Here is a 19450-nt window from a genome sequence, read left to right as displayed (position 1 = left end):
TCGTTATTGGGCGGTTACTCTATATCAGTCTAAGTGGTTAAATAATGGCGATAAAATAAGGAAGCAGGTGAAAAACTACCTCCCAAATGAAAAGGAATTAAGCAACCAAACGCTACTTAATTCCTTGAAATTGTCTCATCACCTCTATTAGCCTTTAAATTTTGAAAGACTCTATTTGCTAATCAATATTTGTCAATACTAACCCTTTCAATCAATTCATTAGTTTTCTAAACTAAGTCTATTAATAAATCCAAAAAGAGTATCAATAGTAAAGTAAACTAAATAATTGAGTTATAAATAGCTATTTTCACAAAACTGTTTCATCATCACACCATCTCAGTACATAAACCATTTTTTCATCTATAGCTTTTGTCTTAATCTTAATCTTTTTTCTTTAATCCAAGAAATGCACCTACGGTAAACATTATTCCGGCAACCAATGACGTGAAGACTTCGCTAACTGTTCCGGTTTTTGGCAACCTATCATTGTTAGTAGTTGATTTACTATCAATATTGGTATCTTTATTAGCTATGTTCTCTGGTTCATTAAGATAAACTTCCTTCTCATTTTCAAAGTTTTTATCATTTTTATCAGGAACTGGAGCTGTAACATCCTTAGTTGAATCAGATCTTTGACTTTCATCTAATTGACTATAATTTACTTGTACAGGAACTGTAGTTTTGACATCTTTAGTTGAATCAAATTTGTGTGAATGATCTTCTCTTTGTAAATCCTCTTTTCTGTGACTTTCATCTAATTGATTATGATTTGCTTGCACCTTATCTTTCTTTTTGGATACATCAAAAGTAGGTTTATTTTCCTCCTCCTTTTTCTCCTCTATTTTCTTGAATACAGGTTTTATAAGGGTATCTTTTGATAGATTAATAACATAGCCAGCGTCTTTTTTACCTTCGAAACCAGCAATTTCCCAACCATCAAATTGATAGCCTTTTTCTAATTCACCCTTATAGACAGGTAAAATAAAATCTTCTTCCGGCACTATCTGAGAACTCATTTCTTTTCCATTTTGAATGGTCACAGTCACCCTATGAGGTTTTAATTCGCTCATTTCTCCCGTATCTTTATTTAAAATAAATTCTTTTACGGTTGTATTTCTTGCGAAATCTTTTACAAGAATCTTAATATTTAGTGTCTTATCTGTTAGTTGTTTAATATCATCAAATGATGTATATTCTTTTCCATTTACATAAATATGTTGTTCTTGAATCTCACCATCGAATCCATTATTTCTTTTATCATTGATGTTAAAGACTACAGATTTTCCATCAGCATATTCGATACTAGTATTTCCCTTAGGATCAATGTTTACTTCGGGTTTAACATTATCATATAAAAATTGATAGTGGACTCCAACTGCTTTCGCATTCAAATCGCTATAGCCAGTTTGAAGATAAACATTTCCATCCATATCTGTTACCTTATCTGGAAATCCGTTTGCTTTATAATCTTTCATCCCCCAGTCCATGATGTCACCGTCTTTAACATTAAGCTTAACGTTAAAATCTCTAGTGTTATCAATGTGTAAATCTCCGTAGATTAAATAATTATCTACAACCGATTCATTAACCCTCAATTCCCAGTTAAAACCACCCTTATCAGAAATCTTACCTCTTAAATAAAATTCTGGATTTCGTACATAAATTTTATTAGATTTAGATGGATTAAAGTAGTTCTTATCCATTGAAAGGTTTACTGGTTTGGTATCAATAAATAACATGGAGCCATCTTCTTTTATAGCTTCTACATTAGAATATTCCTCCCCATGATACTCTTTATTATCTTTACCAAATAATACAAGTTTAGAGGAATCTGTCACAAGATTTCCATCTTTATCGATTGCTTCCCCTTTATCATTCATGTTAAAGGTAAACACTTGATATCTTACAATGTTAAAGCCGTCCAAAGCCGACATTAATACTGATTGAGTGCTTCTTCCATCTTTAACATTTCTACTATCAGCATAAATTGTTGTTTCTGAAAGGACTCTTAAATTAGGATTGGTCTTTTGTATTTTTGCTATATCTTCCTTGCTATAAACTCCATTCCCTGCTAACATATCCGTTTTTCCAGGATTATAGGTAGTCACTTTTAGTGCATAGCCTTTTCTTAGAATGATGTTATCCTTTAACAGGTATTGTTGTTTTTCTGAATCAGAATAGATTTTACCAGATTCCATTTCAGTTAAATTGTTTGGTTTGTTCTTTGAAAGATCTCCTTCTCCTAATTCGATTACATTCCCATAACTTGATGCATAGGGATATTCTGTTTTAGTTTCCTTATTTTTTTCAGGCATTCTAATTTTAGTTTTAGCTTTTGTTTCACCCTTATCTTTTACAAGGATATTCATATCACCCGTAAAGGATAGACCATCGACTACATCATTTGTGTTTGCAAATAAGTCAAAGGTTAGAGTTTTAGTTTGTGGGTCGTATTTACTTGCCTTAATTTCTATTAATTTGAAGTCATTGCCATAGTAAGCCTTAGCATTTTTGGATACATTACTTACTTTTCCAAGAATTTCAAAATGTCCATCCTTTGATGGGCTTAATACTCCACCAAGTTTTGATTTAACATCATCAAGTTTCTCAATTTCATATTCTAGAGCACTCTTATCTTCATAGGCAGTTATATTTCCTTCATCGTCATATTGATAATCAAGTTCTACTGTTCTTGTACCACCATTTACAAAGTCCTCTTCTTCCCTATATTTCTTTTTAATGAGTTTCTTTAGGTCTTTATTTTCAAAGTCTCTAATTGTTGAAATAGTTTTATTTATTTCAAGGCTAGCTTCTCCCTCAACTGAACTTTCTTCAGCTGGTTTTGAATCTTCATCCTTAGCTTGATTATTATTGGTATTTTCCTCTGGGCTCTTTGCATTTTTGAGTTTTTCTTCAGAAATTTCACCTAGTTTTTCATATTTAGAAGCATCTTTGTCAGGATCTACTAGGTAATAAGAAATCATTCCTTTTTCATCAGCTTGGTCATCAAATTTAATTCTATGGATTTTGGTGAAGTTGCTTGCACCATCTAGGGCGATTACTTCGATGATTTTTCCTCTTAAATCTCCTGCTCCGCTAATTTCGTAGATAGTATTTCCATCTTTATCAAGTTTCCTATTTCTTCCCTCACCCTCTCCGGCGTAAGTTACATCAAGACTTTTCTCAACATCTCCATACTTATCGACAAGAGCTGCACCTGCGTACCATACTTCGTTGGCTACTTCTTCAAATTTCTCAGGATGTTCTTTTTGGTCTCTAGCAAACAAGGTTTCGTGTTTGTACTCATCCTTTACCTTGTGGTAGGTATCTTTTGCGATCAATTTAATTTTATCTGGATTAGAAAAATCAATTGAAATAATTTTTGGAGCTGTATTATCAATTTTTACTGGTATATAAGAAACTTGCCATGGATAATCCTTGGTTAATCTATATTTGAATTTGTAGAAGTATTGACCCTCAGCTATTGATTCAAATTGTCCTCTTATCCTAGTAGCTGGATCTTGGTTATCCTTACTTTCTGGTTCATTTTCTTCTCTACCTCTAGGGTTATAGATGAGTCCATCCCACTTCAAATCACCCCAAACTTTTAGTTTAGATGATTTGATTCCCTTTGCATCATTGCTTTTAGAATTTAAAATTCCTCTAATAAAGTGTTCTCTCGAAATGACTTTTAAGTCTCTTTGATTTTCTCCCTCTTTATTTGTATTTACTATTGAAATCAATCCTTCTTCTGCACTTCTTAATACAAGTGGAGAAGGTGTTAATCCTCTTTCTAGTGAAACACTTTGTGGTTCTCCCTTTGAGTCAAGTGGATATACCCTAGCAACATTAGATCCACTAGTGGATTCTGCATGAATACCTTGGTTGTTAAAGGCAAATAAGTCTGGGTCTTGGTCTAGTGATGTAATATTTTTATCTTTTCTGTTTTGAATAATAGCTGCTGGATTAAATTTATCTATACCATGTTCTCCACCAATACCCTTGTTCAAGGTTCCAGGAATTTTCGGTTTACCATCATCATCATAACCTTCCATTGTTTTTGATTTTGAACCCTCTTCCCAGGCCCATTTATCAAGGATTGGTTCGTGGTTCCAATTCCCAGCAAATCCCATTAGAGGCATCGACAAAGAAGGTTGGAAGTTTATTTTCTTCCCGTTAGAGTTTAGAGCTTCCATTTCTTCCACTGACTCAAAATGAATAAATGATTCTACAAATTTATTTTTGTCTTTAGCCTCTCCAACATTTATAACCGCATTCAAATCAAAGCTAGAATTTGCGCCTATAGTGAAAGTATCATGCTCAAATGTGATATTTGCTCCTTTGATTTTTTCTGGATGGATTTCTGGAACAATTTGCTTCCCATCTGGAGATTTTTCATCTTTATATGTTTCATCCAGTTTTAATCTGTCAGTTAGAGAATCTGTAGTTATCGCTGATGCTGAAACTTTAAAGGTTAAAGGTCTGTCTGATGTATTGTGAAGCTTAACTGTAAAATATTTTTCTTCTCCTTTTATTTCTTTAAGAGAAATAGAACCATAAGAGTTTACCAAACCTTTAGAATCCTTGTTTTTGAAAGTCGCTACAACTTCATTTCTCAAAGCATTGGCAACATTAATTAGCCCTGCTCCCTGTTGTCTAGGTGATGCAAAGTATTGGCTTTTTTCTTTCCAAGACGTTGCGTCCATCATAGGTCGCGCAGTATTTTGTAAAGCAATTTTTGTAAGACTTGTAAGGTCTATTTTGTCATCTCCCTCAAGATTTTTCAATACAGGTCTTTCAAGCATTTCCTTTAACTTCGGTCTAATCAAAACAGTAGAAGCTGCTACGATTGGAGTTGCCATACTAGTTCCTGACATATAGCCATAAGTTGATTTACCATTAATGACATTAAGCGTGGATTTAATATTTTTACCAGGTGCTGAAACATCGGGTTTTAAAAGTAAATCTACTCTTGGCCCCCAAGATGTGGATCCTGCTGGAACGATGATATCTTCTTTATAGAGTTCTTTGTCTGTGTCAGGTGCAAACTTAAAGTCAATCTCTTTTTCGTCACCTACATTCGGTTTGTTGGAATTAAAACTTTCCATATCAATTGGATAGTATTGCTCCAATTTATCTTTAAAATCTTCTTTATTATTTCTTTTGACTTCAGTCTTTTTATCAGGATTAATCATGTTCCATAGCTTTACACCATCATCTCCTGAAATTGAAAACACTTGACTTTTAGTACCTTCATCCGCTTCATATCCCATAGCTGGAAGCTCTGTCCAATTATCTCTATTGTAGTAATTGACAGTATTTACAACCATAATGGCGCGTGCGCCCTTATCCGTAGCTTTTTTAAAAGCATTTTTTAAATCCTTTGTATAAATTCTATCCATTACTGCAATTTTGCCCTTAAGATCCAAACCTATCAAATCTTGGTCTTGGCCCTTGCCTATATATACAAATTTCAATTTACTAGGAGCTTTTGAACCATCTTCATTTGTTGTGATTTTATTCTTATCGAAAAAGGCCCCTATATTTCTGTATTTAAAACTTTCTCCACCTATGTTAACTTTATCAAACTCAACTGTTTGATTTTTAGCAGATGCAACCGCTATCGCATCTTCATGTGCTGCTGTTCGCGTTACATTTCCAGTGTCGGTCATTTTCAGATGATTATTTGCCACTAAATCCCAAGAAGAACTTGAAGCAGAAGTCGCATAGTTACCCGTAGCGACAACCATTGGAATGCCTGCTTTTCTTAATGCTCTAATAGCTTGCCAATATTTCTCACCTACAAGACCTGTTCCTGTAAAACCAGATGATACCGAAACAACATCAACGTTGTGTTTGATGGAATCTTCAATAGCATGAAACATTGTTTCATCCCCTGCGAACCCAGATCCTGCGTCAGAGTACATTTTATAAGAGAAGATCTGTGCATTAGGTGCAATTCCATCTATGCCATTAAAGTTCTTGATGTCTTTTTCAGTATCATTTCCAGCAAGAATCCCTGCAATATGCATCCCATGGGGATCAAAATAATCACTTCCATCATCAGCTCTTTCTACGGTAATTTTACCACCATTATAATAATTAAAAGCATGAGGAATTTTATCACTCAACCAATAATTTTTATCAGTGCCTTTTAAGTCTTCTTTTTTAAATCTCATTGAGGCTTTGGCATCATCATCGATTCTCATAGCCTTATGCCTATAATCTGTCCCCGTATCGATATTTGAAATGACCATACCTCTGCCATCAAAATTTCTTCCAAATTGAGCATTAATGGCCTTTAGGTAATCAATAGCTTCCTCAACTCCAATTTCCTTTCTGGCATGATTCATCATGGGTTGGACTTTTTGTGCCCTTTCAACCGATGAGATACCTTCTATTTGTTTAATTTTGTCCAAGTTATCTGGAGTTGTTTCTATGGCACTACCGTTAAAAATTCTATCATAAGTATATAAAACTTTTGTATTCTTAAGACTGGATAGTCCCTTGATTGCTTTTTCTCTAGACTCTTCATCTTTAAATTCAGCAATATAGACAAGTCTATCCTCTTTTTTGGGACTTTCTGTGCCTTTATTTGCAGACGAGTCTGCATTATCTCCTTGGGATTGATCGGAATCTTCTTTGATTGTTGCTTCTTCATTGCTAGTTTTAGTGTCTATCACAGGATTTTTACTAACAACTTCTTTTTCCTCAATAATTGTTGTTTTCTTTTCTTCAGTATCCTTTGAAGCTTCTATAGCATGATGAATCTCTTCATGTTTCTCTTTATTTTCTGTTTCCTTATCTACTACTACTTTTTCTTTATCAGAGATATTTAAAGCATCTTCAGAGCTAGATGTATCCGCTAAGACTACCTCATTAGGGGCATAGGCTGCTAAAATAACTGCAGCTGTGGTTAATGACAATACTGTACTTTTTTTCATTTTAATTCCTTACATATTTATTTAACTTCCAATAGATAGAAAACTTTAACTTTGCTAGCCTTTGTTATAAAAAGTTTTACTAAGTATTATCTAGGAAATAGAGTAGTACATTTATATATAATTGTTAGCTCTCCATAAAAATAGTATATCATTTTTTAAATTTAAGTCAAGAAAAATTAATATGTGTTAATTTATTTTTTAATACACATTAAAAATATAGAGTCAAAAACTTTCGTAGTTAGCTGGGGTACATTGTCAGAACATTCACACCATCAAAAATAGTAGCAATCAAATTGAACCACTACCAAAATCACAAAGTCAAACATCATTGATGAAATATCAGCGCTATTAAACAATATAAATAACCGCTAAGAATAAGACTTAACCCCAAATCATTCATACCTCTCTCAACTAGATGTAACTTACAAAACCCCTGACCTCATGAGCCACTTTCTTCCTCCTCATGAGGCCAGTTTTACTTTCTGCTGTTCCAGTATCATTTTTCCTCGCTAGATTTCCTCAAAAGGGCATACTCCTCCCTTGGTGCGTCACACGATTTTTTCATCTCGACTGTTCTTTAATGTATCATTAACGACGCTTTTCTTCTAGGTGGTTCATAAGGAACAGGAAGATTCAGGTTGACTTTTCTAATCCTAGAATAAAGTGCTGAAAACAATTCGGAATAGGCATAGAGACTAGACAATTTGAGGAGCTGCTTGCGTCCTGTTCGAACACATTTTCCTACCACGTGAAGAAAAAGATGGCGGAAGCGTTTGATTGTTAAAGTTTGGAAGTCACCTCCAGCTAGATGTTTGAGAAAAAGATAGAGATTGTAGGCGATACAGCTCATCATCATACGAACTTCGTTTTTGATTAAGGCTGAACTATCCGTTTTATCACCAAAAAATCCCTCCTTCATCTCCTTGATGAAATTCTCGGCTTGACCACGTCCACGATAAAGCTGAAACTGGTCTTGGCTTGTTCCACTCGTCATATTTGTAACGAGAGAAATAACATCGTAGAACAAGTTCCCTTCTTTTCGTTCAGAGAACTGGCAGACACGACGCTTGTGCGACCAAGATCCTGCTTGATAGAGAGTTTCTGAGTAGGCGGAGTGGGGCAAGATGGTTAAGTCCTCATCCTGTGGGCAAGGGAGGGAAAGGTCTCCAAGACGGCTCAGAACAGTATTTTTCTTGAGTTTTATGAGGTAGTATTGCCCTGTTTTTTCAATTAAATCGTATAATTTTGGGGTCGCAAAGCTACTATCCATTCGAAAGAGAAGTTGATTAAACCGTTCTAAAACAGGTGTGATAAAACTGTCTGCCTCTTCAGAACAATAACGATTACCAGGACGAAGCTGGGCATTGAAACAATAACCTGTCTTCCCCTCGAAAGCATAAAGAGGATGATAGCCATGAGCACGATAGTGGGCGTTATAAGCAACACCTTCTTGCTTGCCATAAGTTGTGAAATGGGTAGAATCGATATCTACAATGAGTTGGTTTAGCTGGTGAAACTGTAAAAAGAATTCGACCAATTCAAGGTTGAGGCATCGCAAACTATGGACTGTTTCCTCGTCAGTTCTGGAAAGAAAACGGGATAAGGTTGGCTGTGAAGCAAGCTGCCCTCCTTCCAACAATTTTGGAAAGTAGGCATCAGCTGACAATTCTTTACAAGCATAGTCCGTTCCATAGCCTGTTAACAGTTGAAAGAGGAACTGGACAAGGATATCTGAATCCGAATAACGACAGTAGCGGCGTTGGTCATTCGTTACTAAATACTTAGAAATCCGCTCTTTTAGTTTCAACTGGGTAAAAAGTTCCTGAAAAAAGATAAGACCACCATACTGGGTTAAATGACCTCCATCGAAAGATAGTTGGTAAAAAGACTTGTTTTGGAAGTGATGATTTGGTAAACTGTTCATGTAAGTTTCCTTTCTTTTTGTGTTTTTTTCTACACTTATACCATAAAGGTGAAACTCTTTTTTGTCTAGTAAAAAACACCCATTGGGTGAAAAAAGAAACCATCCAGGATCTAAGCTAAGGCAAGGATTCTGGAGGGTTTTTAGATTAGGGGTGAATAATTGGGGTTAACGGTTATTTATACATATCTATTTTTTCAAATCTTCAGTCATATGTTCACCTGTGACCTAGGCTTTACGAGTGCCTTGCTCTACCAACTGAGATAAATCGGCGATTACACTTACAGTATAGCACTCTGAGAATAGATGTCAAGGAATTTTCATCTCTATTAGAAAAAGCCTGTCCTAAGACAAGGCTTTGAGTTTCTTCATCTTAGGATCCAGCACTTTCATAAGAATCCAAGCCCCTGTCCCATAGTTTCAAGGAAATACCAAAAAAGACAAGGGAAATCAAAATCAAACCTCCGATGTTAAAGAGTACATCCTTGTCCTGCAAGAAATAGCTAGCAGGATAGTAGGCTGTAAAGGCGAAAGGCACGATAAAGCTAATCAACCAACGAAGAAGAGAATTGTAAATAGAAATCGGATACTTAGCAAAGTCATTGAACATATAGAAGATGTAAATCATGGCGCCTGACTGCTTAGTCCAAAAGGCGATACTGGCTGTTGCGATTTTAAGAGAAGTATAAATCAAGGTCGCAAAAGGAATACAAACTAGGAAAAGCAGGAATTTTGGAAGAGTCCAAACAATGCTGGTCACTGTTGTTCCCAATAAAATACCACCGACTAAGAGTTCACCCAAGGCATCAATCTGAAAGGTTTCAACTAGGATGTGAAAGAGAGGATTGATGGGACGAGTCAGATACTTGTCAAAATCCCCTTTTCGGACTAGGCGTTGCCCTAGTGCCCAGAGATTGTCAAAAAAGAGATGGTCCATTCCCTTGGGAATCAAGGAAAATCCATAAATGAAAGCTATCTCTTGAAAGGTCCAGCCTTCTAGGAATGGAATATGTTGAAAGATGACATTGAGAAACAAGAGATTCAAGCCTTGAGCCAGAAAGACTCCCAAAACACCAACCACAAAATCCACCTTATATTCCATGATTTGTTTGATGTATTGTCTGATAAAAATCAGATGCATTCGTTGATATTTTTTCATACTAACCTCCTTGAATGGTGATAAAGGACTGGACCCGTTTCCAAATCAACTGAGACAATCCCACCATCACTAAGAGCCAGAAGAACTGCAAAAGGAGTGCCTGAAGAATCTGACTGGCATCGTATTTTCCAACAATGATCATAACTGGAGTATAAATCAAGGATGAAAAAGGCAAAAAGGAGAGAATATCTGAAACAACCTTTGGAAAGAATGCCAAGGGAATCAAACTCCCCGACATAAAAGCCACTATGGAAGTCTTAAGTAGGTTGGAACCCCAAAGATTTTTAAACACAAAGGCTGAAAATCCAAAGCAAATATTAAAGAAAAAGTTAATCAGATAGGCGAGCGTTAAGCTAAAAAGATAAATGACAGTTAATCCTAGCACCTCTACAATACCTTGACCCGATATGATTTTCATCAAGACAATAACACTTAAAAATGGAAGGCCAACGCTGATAAAAATCAACCACTTGGAACCAAGCTCGGTGAAAAGATAGGAGGCCGCAAAATGCACTGGTCGCAACAAACGCATGATAATGGAGCCATCCTTGACCTCCTCCCCAATCATAAAGGACGAATCGGATCTAGTCAGAAGATTGGTCACAAAACTCATGATGATGTAGAGGGTGATATCCGCCATACTAAAGCCCTGAATCAAAGACTCTTGCGAAGAATCAAAGACAGCCTTCCAGAGATAAAAGGCCACAAAAGCCCCCATGACATCGCCAATCCGATAGAGAATAAAGTTGACTCGGTAAGTAATCAACTCCTGAACCCCTGCATTGATAAAGGGTTTATAACGTCTCCACAATTTGATCATCCTAGAGCTCCTTTCGGTAGAAGCGACGGATAATATCCTCAATATCCGTATCCACCATCTTCAAATCGCGGATTTCAAAATCAGACAGGGTTTGCTTGATAATGTCAGCTGACTGGTAGCGAGAACTATCAAATTCAATGTTGAGGCTGTTTCCTTGTCTATCAATGGTCATATCAGACAGACCTTCATAGTGAGAGACGAGATGACTTTGACCTGGTAGCAGTTCAAAAGAGAGAGTCTTCATCTTACCAAAGGTCTCCTTGAGTTGGCTCACCGTTCCATCAAAAATCTCTTTCCCCTTGTCAATCATGAAAATCCGATCACAAAGTTGCTCAATATCACTCAAATCGTGAGTGGTCAAAAGAATGGTAGTTTCTTCCTCTTGATTGATCTGAGTAATTGCCCGACGAATATTATCCTTAACCGAAACGTCCAAACCAATGGTCGGCTCATCTAAAAAAAGAACCTTGGGATTGTGGAGCAAGGAGGCCGCAATATCCGCCCGCATCCGTTGTCCCAGTGAAAGAGTCCGCACGGGATCCTTGATAAAGTCCTTCAAATCCAAGACTTCATTCAAAAAGTCCATACGCTTATGAAAGAGCGAGTCTGGCACATCATAAATCTCTTTTAAGACAGTGTAGGTCTCTTGCAGAGCCAAATCCCACCATAGCTGGGTGCGTTGTCCAAAGACTACGCCAATATCTTTGACATAATCTTGCCGATTGTCCTGGGGAATCTTGCCGTTAATCCGACAAAAACCAGATGTTGGTTTCAAAATTCCTGTCAGCATTTTAATGGTTGTCGACTTCCCAGCACCATTTGCCCCGATAAATCCTAAAATCTGCCCTTTTGGAACCTCAAAGGTCAAATCCTTGACCGCTTCAAAGGTCTGCTTTTCAGGATGAATAAAGGAGCGCAAAGCCCCCTTCAAGCCCGGTTCCTTAACAGTCTTCACAAAATTTTTCTGAAGATGTTCCACTTCTATCATTTCCATATCTATCTCCCTATCATAAGGAATAGCAACATTGTGTTTTTAACTACAAATATTCTAAATCCTTACTTTCTACACCTTCTACATTTTATTACTACAGAAGGCTTTATACCAACCTATTATAGTCCAATAAAAAACAGAATGCAAGCGTTTGCCTATGGATTGTGAAATTAGGATTTCTCTCATGAAATAATACTTTTAATCAAAAATTCTGTTTAATAGTTTAAATTACCAACCTACTCATCTTCTCACCAGAGGGCGGTATTAACTTTGATCATAAAATCGGATACTCCCTCTATCCAGAAAATATGCTCAAAATGATTGTCTCTAAACAATACCTGCTCTTTTACCTCATTCATGAAAAAGAAGTCCATACCCTGAGAATTATCAACTCACGCACCGACTACCTAAACCAACTCGACCACCTCTTTCGTACATGTAGGAAACTATTTTCCTCACAAATAATCTCATTATAAAATCCAATAAATTTTTTTAGCTCACTTGAATATTTTCTTTGTATCGTTTTATCAGCTTCAATCTGATTTAGACTTGTTACCTTGGAACGACTTGAAATAACCTTTGTAAAATAACACTTAAGACTTTCATCATCTCGTATAAATTTTTCAATAGTGATATAAAAAGCTTTCATATTCTGTTTGTAATCAGATATTAATTGATTAATTTTATCATTCTGATGAAGATTCGATACCATAATATATAGCGGATTGAAATAAGATGAGAACAAATTGATTGGAAAAGTAAAATTAATTTCTANNTTAGATTCAGTCTACTATACATAAACTAACCTCCTCATTATTAGCAAGGCTTCTACTGATTATAACCTAATTCTTAGACTACTTCAAGACTAACTGTCCAATAATAATCTACAGATAAATCATCCACTCTTAATCAAATTTTATTCAATCCATCTACTCATTCCCAAAAGGTTGCTGTATAATGCAAGACATTTTTCTTACTGCTTTTACTTTTCCTTACCCTCAATTTAGTGAGCTAATAAATTATTCTTCTTCAAAAGGTTGAGATTTATCTAGTAACTCTAAAACATTAATGGTAGGTAGCAACATTGCTTCACTGCTATCAATTGCCGAAACTATTGAAACAATAGAACGTAAATAAGGACAAAGAATAGCAGTACCATTTACGTATAGAATATCGGTGATATTTTCATCTATATTTATTTCAAAATATCCTATTACAGTTACAGATATTTTTTCATGGCATCTTTGTCAACTAAAGAAACACTAAGTTTTACGGCTCCATGACTATAATCATCTGTATGACCAACCTTAACTATGGGATATAATATATCGAAGGTAAATGTGAACAAACTGATTAGGAAATTTAAACCAACTTCTAACAATGTGTTATACTCAATGAAAACCAAAGAGCAAACTAGGAAANNACGAAGTCAGTAACCATACGCACGGCAAGGCGACGTTGACGTGGTTTGAAGAGATTTTCGAAGAGTATTAGAAAGCTCGATGGACTATTCCAGATTCATTCCACTAGATTTTGAAATCAAAAAAAGTTGAGACATAGCGTCTTCAACTTTTTTACATTACTTTAACTACTGATTAAAGTGAGTTTACGTCAACTTTGATACCAACACCTTGAGTAGTTGTGATAGTCAAGTTTGTTACGTAAGTTCCTTTAGCTGTAGCTGGTTTTGCTTTTTGGATTGTTTCGTTGAAAGCTTTAAAGTTTTCAACCAATTTTTCAGCTTCAAATGATACTTTACCGATGATTGCTTGAACGTTACCTGCACGGTCAGCACGGTAAGTGATTTTACCACCTTTAGACTCTTCAACTGCTTTAGCAACATCCATTGTTACAGTACCAGTTTTAGGGTTTGGCATCAAGTTACGTGGTCCAAGGACACGTCCAAGACGTCCAACAAGAGCCATCATATCAGGTGTAGCGATAACTACGTCGAAGTCCAACCAACCGTCGTTGATTTTAGCAACAAGGTCATCTTCACCAACAAAGTCTGCACCAGCAGCTTTTGCTTCTTCAGCTTTTGCACCACGTGCGAAAACAAGAACGCGTGAAGTTTTACCAGTACCGTTTGGCAATACCATTGCTCCACGGATTTGTTGGTCAGCTTTTTTAACGTCGATGTTCAAGTTGTAAGCAACTTCTACAGTTGCGTCAAATTTTGCAAAGTTAGTTTCTTTTGCAAGTGCTACAGCTTCTTCTACGCTGTATGCTTTTGTGCTGTCGATTTTCTCAAGAGCAGCACGAAGTTGTTTGCTTTTTTTAGCCATTTTCTATTCTCCTTGTAAGTGGTTCAATCGATTTTCATCTCCCACGTCACTTCTCGAAATGATGAAGTCTTGCGGGTTATCAGTCTATTATTTTCCTTTTCCTACGGCCTTAAGTTCCCTTACTGTACCCAAGTACAAGCATCAGTCACTTGCCTGGTATGAAAAACAACTAATAGACTGCTGTGAGATTTTCTACTGTGTTATTGATTAGTCAACAACAGTGAATCCCATAGAACGAGCAGTACCTTCGATCATACGCATTGCAGACTCTACGTTTGCTGCGTTCAAATCCGGCATCTTAGTTTCTGCAATCTCTTGTACTTGTGCACGAGTAACTGTAGCAACTTTAGTTTTATTAGGTGTACTTGATCCTTTTTCAACACCTGCAGCTTTTTTCAAAAGAACAGCAGCTGGTGGTGTTTTCGTAACGAAAGTAAATGATTTATCTTCGTAAACTGAGATAACAACTGGAATGATCATCCCAGCTTGGTCAGCTGTACGAGCGTTGAACTCTTTTGTGAATCCCATGATGTTGATACCAGCTTGACCAAGAGCAGGTCCAACCGGTGGAGCTGGTGTAGCTTTACCAGCAGGGATTTGCAATTTTACAAGTTTTTCGACTTTTTTAGCCATTTTTAAATCCTCCTTTGTGGTTTTGGCGGTAATTAGAGATTTTTACCTCCCACAAGTATGTTTTTCACATACCCATCCATTATACACTATTTATCTGGAATTGCAAGAGAAAAGTTTATTTTTTATACTCAATGAAAATCAAAGAGCAAACTAGGAAGCTAGCCGCAGGCTGCTCAAAGTACAGCTTTGAGATTGCAGATAAAACTGACGAAGTCAGCTCAAAACACTGTTTTGAGGTTGTGAATAGAACCGACGCAGTCAGTAGGTAAGGCGACGCTGACGTGGTTTGAAGAGATTTTCGAAGAGTATTAATCGACGTAGTCTCCGCCTTCAAAGCCGTAATACTCTTCCAAACTGAGACCACTTGCAGCAATTTCTTTTGCTTCTTTTCCGACATAACGCAGGTGCCATTCTTCAGCCATATAGCCTGTTTCCTTTTCCTTACCTTTGAGATAACGGACAACAAAGCCATAATCAGCTGCATGATCCAAAAGCCATTGGGCTGCTTTTTCTTCTGTCACCAAATCACCATCAGTCCCAATCACATCAAAGGCCAAGCCTGTCTGGTGTTCGCTATAGCCAGGTCGAGCAGAATAACGGTCGGCAGCTTCTTTCCCATCTTGATTGACATAATCTTGGTAGAGTTTGGTCTGAGTTTCATAACTTCTAAAGCCACTGTAATGGTCACTGATTGGGAAGTCTGCCTCTTGCATGGCTTTGATGAGTTTGACCAACTCAGCCTTGGCTGTTGGATTTTCCCCCGGATTATAGTCTTTCGACAAAGGATAGTGTTTATTGGCTACGATGATTTCATCGTATTTACCCTGAATGCTATAGTAATCACCTTTATTGACCACTTCTGCTTTCTTCTGGGCAGCCCCTTGAGACTTACTGCCGACTGTGCCATCAGCCTTGGCTGTCTGTTCTGTCTTAGCTTCTCCGTCTTCATTTTTTGCTTTTTCTTGTGAACAAGCTGCTAGACTCAAGGATATCAAGGCTGTCAAGACAAGGTATCTTTTTTTCATTTCTACTCCTTTATTTCTAATAGGTTATCTAGTTCTGACGATAAACATTCGACTAATACTCTTCGAAAATCAAATTCAAACCACGTCAACGTCGCCTTGCCGTACTCAAGTACAGCCTGCGGCTAGTTTCCTAGTTTGCTCTTTGATTTTCATTGAGTATAATCTTTTAATCTCTTCCGGTTTTGCTTGGCAGGTTTCTGCTGTCATTTCTTCAAAAGGAACCCACCAAACTGGACCACGCCCCTTGAGACCGTGACTATTCATGTCACCTCTTCGTCTAGGGAAAAGGTGCCAGTGGAGATGGGCATCGCCATTTCCTAGCAGTTCGATATTCATTTTCTCAGCAGTAAAGGCCTTGGCAACTGCCTCTTGGACTAGACTCATTTCTTCGAGAAAACGTAGTCTTGTTTCCTTTTTCAAATGGTGCAATTCGGTAACGTGTTCCTTGGCTAGAAAAAGACTATAGCCTGCAAAATACTGGTGATCTCCAATGACTACATATCCTGTTCCTAATTCTTTGACAAAATAGGGATTTTCTCCCTTCTTGATGAGCTCAATTCTCTGGCAAATCAGGCACATATTAGTCTACCAATGCGCTCTTCAGATAAGCATCAACCATACGCTCTGTTGCAACCACCGAGTCAATATGAGTACGCTCATAAGAATGGCTAGACTCGATACCAGCACCGAGAAGGGCGTGTTTAACCTCTGCCCCTGCAGACATAGCCGCTGAAGCGTCAGAACCATAAAATGGATAGATATCCAGCTTAAATGGAATATCTTGTTCTTTCGCCAAGGCAACCAAATGTTGACGGAAGTCATAGTGATAAGGTCCAGAAGCATCCTTGACACAGATGGACACTGTGTACTCATCTGTTTGCTGGTCATCTCCCATAGCTCCCATATCAACAGCCAGATATTCGACTACCTGAGCAGGAATATTAGAGTTAGCCCCATGTCCCACTTCTTCAAAGACTGAAAAGGCAAAATGAGTTGTTACAGGTAATTCAATCTTCTCTTCCTTATAAATGCGAAGCAGATTAAGCAAAATCGCTGCGCTGACCTTGTCGTCCAAATGACGAGACTTGATAAAACCTGTCTCTGTCACGACAGTTCGTGGGTCAAAACTGATAAAATCACCGACCTCAATCCCCAAGGCACGAGTTTCTTTTTCATTTGTTACTTTGGCGTCCAAACGCACTTCCATATTGTCTTGCGTGCGTTCTGCAGTTCCTGCATCCTTGTAGACATGGCAAGAAGTTTGGTGGATGAGAATGCTTCCCGATACCTTTTGACCTGTGCTAGCTACATGAACGGTACAGTTTTCTCCTTCAATCATATTCCAAGGAAAACCACCAATACGGTCCAATTTGAGACGGCCGTCTGGTTTGACAGCACGGACAATAGCACCCAGCGTATCTACATGGGCAGTCACATAGCGTTGTTCCTCATCATTTTGACCTTTAATAGTTACATTAACACCGCCCTTGGCTGTGCGAACCGGCTGGTAACCAAAACCTTCTAAAGTTTTGACTAAATAGTCCGAAATCTCACGAGTGAAGCCTGTTGGCGATGCAATAGCTGTTAGTTCTTTGATATATTCTACTGTTTGATTCATTTCTTCACCTCTTTTGCTACCTATTATAACACATTTATCATCGGATAAAAAAAGAAAATCACTCCTGTAGCCTTGACTACAAAAGTGATTTTATACTCAATGAAAATCAAAGAGCAAACTAGGAAACTAGCCGCAGGCTGTACTTGAGTACGACAAGGCGACGTTGACGCGGTTTGAATTTGATTTTCGAAGAGTATTAGTGATTATTCCATTTCAAAAACATCACTTTCTTGCTTGTTTGGTAGAACCAATGAGAGCAAGATTCCAACGATGGCTGGCACCAACCATGGGAGTGAGGCCTTGGCAAAAGGAAGAACGCTAACAAGATTTGCAAAAAATTCAACCTTAAAGGAGCTTCCTAGTACGCTTGCAATGCCAATAGCTGTAACAACAGCAATTGTCAACTGCATACCTGGTTTTGAAAGAGCCACGAATTTGTTGACAATGACAATCATAACGATGGCAATCGTGATTGGGTACAAAATAACCAGCACAGGGATTGAGTACTTGATAATCGCATCAAGACCCAAATTGGCAATGACAAATCCAATCAAGGTAAAGGCTGTCGCATAAACCTTGTAGCTGATTTGTGGGAAGCGTTCATTAAAGAACTCAGCTGTTGACACAATCAGTCCAACTGTTGTTGTGAAGCAGGTTACAGTAACCATAGCTGCAAGGAAGAGTTGAGCTGTTGAGCCAAAGATTTCTTGAGTAGCTTGTGACAAAATGTAAACACCTGGTGTTCCACCCTTCATCGCTTCAGCTGGTACTGGAAAATGATTTCCAAGGAAACCTAAACCGATGTAAAGAGCGCTGAAGGCAAGGGCAACAACGATACCAACCACCCAAATAGTTGAAATGTATTCTTTCTTACTTGAAAATCCAAGTTGTTTCAAGGTTTGAACTGCGATTACGCTAAAGGCAACTGAAGCAAGGGCATCCAAGGTATTATAACCTTCTAGGAAACCTGTACCAAAGGCAGAAGCTTGATAAGCAGCTGAAGCAGCTTGAGGACTTGTTCCACCGTATTTGAAAGCTCCTAGAACAACCAAGATAACGATCAAAATCGCAAAGACTGGCGTTAAAATACGGCCGATACGGTCTAAGATTTTTGATGGATTAAGCGAAATCAAATAGGCTGCCACAAAATACAGAATCGTAAAGACAATCAAACCAAGACCTTTATTTGCATCCGACAAAAGGGGGCTAATCCCTACTTCGTAAGCTGTTGTAGCAGTACGTGGGATAGCAAAGAATGGACCGATTGACAAATAAAGAACTGAGAGGTAAAGAGTCGCAAACCAAGGCGCTATCTTTGTTGAAATCTCGTAGATATATCCTTTAGGATTTAGCGTTCCAATAATAAGAGTCAAGACGGCGATACCGACACCTGAAAAGACAAAACCTGCGATGGCAGGAAGAAAATGTTCTCCAGATAGAGCACCTAGAGAAGGCGGAAAAATCAAGTTCCCCGCACCAAAAAATATTCCAAACAGGAGTAAACCTGTTAAGGCACCTTTTTTAGCCATGAAAATCTCCTTCATATTTATAAAATACTGACCTAGTATATCATGAATAGGAGTATGAAAAAAGCTTCACGAAGTAAATATTGAATGTTTTCAAGATTCTTAAAAATGAGAATTATCTAAAAATAACTTTCCCCTACCCAGTCCACACCAAGTAGGAGAAAATTATAATGTTTACAGTTCTTCAAAGGCAGTCATACCACCTTGTACATTGATAACCTCATAACCTTGTTCTGATAGGAATTGGCAAGCACGCGCCGATCTCATTCCAGATTTACAAATAACATAATGTAACTGATCCTTGTCCAATTGATCATAGGTATCAGGCAATTGACTAAGTGGCAGGTTGTAGACGCCTTCTAAATGAAGAGCTTCAAATTCATCCACTTCTCTCACGTCCACTAAAGAAAGTTGGTCGTTTTGATAAAGCTGGTAAAATGCGTCAAAGGTTATTTCTTTCATTCTTTTTCTCCTAATACTCTTCAAACCACGTCAGCGTCGCCTTACCATAGGTATGGTTACTGACTT

The 19450-nt window shown here is 37.5% G+C and carries 15 protein-coding genes; 1 reads left to right on the top strand and 14 read right to left on the bottom strand.

The genetic code is table 11. The annotated features are described in order from the left end of the window. Positions 1-380: 380 nt before the first annotated feature. The 9 genes from HT703_RS08655 to rplK all read right to left on the bottom strand — a co-directional run bounded on the left by HT703_RS08655 (position 381) and on the right by rplK (position 14753). Positions 381-6944: a S8 family serine peptidase gene (locus HT703_RS08655; protein WP_054392893.1), complete on the bottom strand. Its 6564-nt coding sequence runs from the start codon at positions 6942-6944 to the stop codon at positions 381-383. Positions 6945-7521: 577 nt separating this feature from the next. Continuing rightward, positions 7522-8868, bottom strand: coding sequence for an IS1380-like element ISSpn5 family transposase (locus HT703_RS08650; protein ID WP_054392894.1), 1347 nt, complete (start codon positions 8866-8868; stop codon positions 7522-7524). Positions 8869-9238: 370 nt separating this feature from the next. Next, positions 9239-10024 (bottom strand): ABC transporter permease, encoded by a 786-nt coding sequence (locus HT703_RS08645; protein WP_054392895.1) that lies wholly within the window; start codon positions 10022-10024, stop codon positions 9239-9241. Position 10025: 1 nt separating this feature from the next. Next, entirely contained in the window at positions 10026-10844 is an 819-nt protein-coding gene (locus HT703_RS08640) for an ABC-2 family transporter protein (protein ID WP_000594188.1), read from the bottom strand. 1 nt (position 10845) lies between these two features. After that, positions 10846-11838 carry an ATP-binding cassette domain-containing protein gene (locus HT703_RS08635; RefSeq protein ID WP_054392896.1) on the bottom strand — a complete coding sequence of 331 codons (993 nt, stop codon included), beginning with the start codon at positions 11836-11838 and terminating at the stop codon, positions 10846-10848. A 400-nt stretch (positions 11839-12238) separates the two neighbouring features. Continuing rightward, positions 12239-12484 (bottom strand): hypothetical protein, encoded by a 246-nt coding sequence (locus HT703_RS12195; RefSeq protein ID WP_000643408.1) that lies wholly within the window; start codon positions 12482-12484, stop codon positions 12239-12241. A gap of 370 nt (positions 12485-12854) precedes the next feature. Continuing rightward, positions 12855-13064 (bottom strand): hypothetical protein, encoded by a 210-nt coding sequence (locus tag HT703_RS12190; RefSeq protein ID WP_223200444.1) that lies wholly within the window; start codon positions 13062-13064, stop codon positions 12855-12857. A 366-nt stretch (positions 13065-13430) separates the two neighbouring features. Further along, on the bottom strand, positions 13431-14120 hold the full coding sequence (gene rplA, locus HT703_RS08625) for a 50S ribosomal protein L1 (RefSeq protein ID WP_001085675.1): 690 nt from the start codon (positions 14118-14120) through the stop codon (positions 13431-13433). Between the two features lie 207 nt (positions 14121-14327). Then, on the bottom strand, positions 14328-14753 hold the full coding sequence (rplK, locus tag HT703_RS08620) for a 50S ribosomal protein L11 (protein WP_001085812.1): 426 nt from the start codon (positions 14751-14753) through the stop codon (positions 14328-14330). A gap of 131 nt (positions 14754-14884) precedes the next feature. Between rplK and HT703_RS08615 the strand changes: the two genes are divergently transcribed. Further along, entirely contained in the window at positions 14885-15022 is a 138-nt protein-coding gene (locus HT703_RS08615; protein WP_001822473.1) for a hypothetical protein, read from the top strand. Between the two features lie 39 nt (positions 15023-15061). Here HT703_RS08615 and ldcB read toward each other — a convergent pair whose 3' ends face one another. The 5 genes from ldcB to HT703_RS08590 form a co-directional block, all read right to left on the bottom strand. Further along, on the bottom strand, positions 15062-15778 hold the full coding sequence (gene ldcB / locus HT703_RS08610; RefSeq protein ID WP_054393058.1) for an LD-carboxypeptidase LdcB/DacB: 717 nt from the start codon (positions 15776-15778) through the stop codon (positions 15062-15064). 105 nt (positions 15779-15883) lie between these two features. Beyond that, positions 15884-16357 (bottom strand): HIT family protein, encoded by a 474-nt coding sequence (locus HT703_RS08605; protein WP_023933433.1) that lies wholly within the window; start codon positions 16355-16357, stop codon positions 15884-15886. Position 16358: 1 nt separating this feature from the next. Next, the gene (locus tag HT703_RS08600) at positions 16359-17396 is read right to left on the bottom strand and encodes a M42 family metallopeptidase (protein ID WP_023936569.1); all 1038 of its coding nucleotides are present in this window, start codon (positions 17394-17396) and stop codon (positions 16359-16361) included. 203 nt (positions 17397-17599) lie between these two features. Continuing rightward, on the bottom strand, positions 17600-18925 hold the full coding sequence (gene brnQ, locus HT703_RS08595; protein ID WP_031233635.1) for a branched-chain amino acid transport system II carrier protein: 1326 nt from the start codon (positions 18923-18925) through the stop codon (positions 17600-17602). A gap of 171 nt (positions 18926-19096) precedes the next feature. After that, a complete protein-coding gene (locus tag HT703_RS08590) occupies positions 19097-19384 on the bottom strand; it encodes a rhodanese-like domain-containing protein (protein ID WP_054393059.1) in 288 nt (95 codons plus the stop codon). Positions 19385-19450 lie beyond the last annotated feature (66 nt).

This window comes from Streptococcus sp. 3874, assembly GCF_013276425.1.
Lineage (GTDB): Bacteria > Bacillota > Bacilli > Lactobacillales > Streptococcaceae > Streptococcus > Streptococcus pseudopneumoniae.
This window is presented reverse-complemented; position numbering and strand designations above follow the sequence as displayed.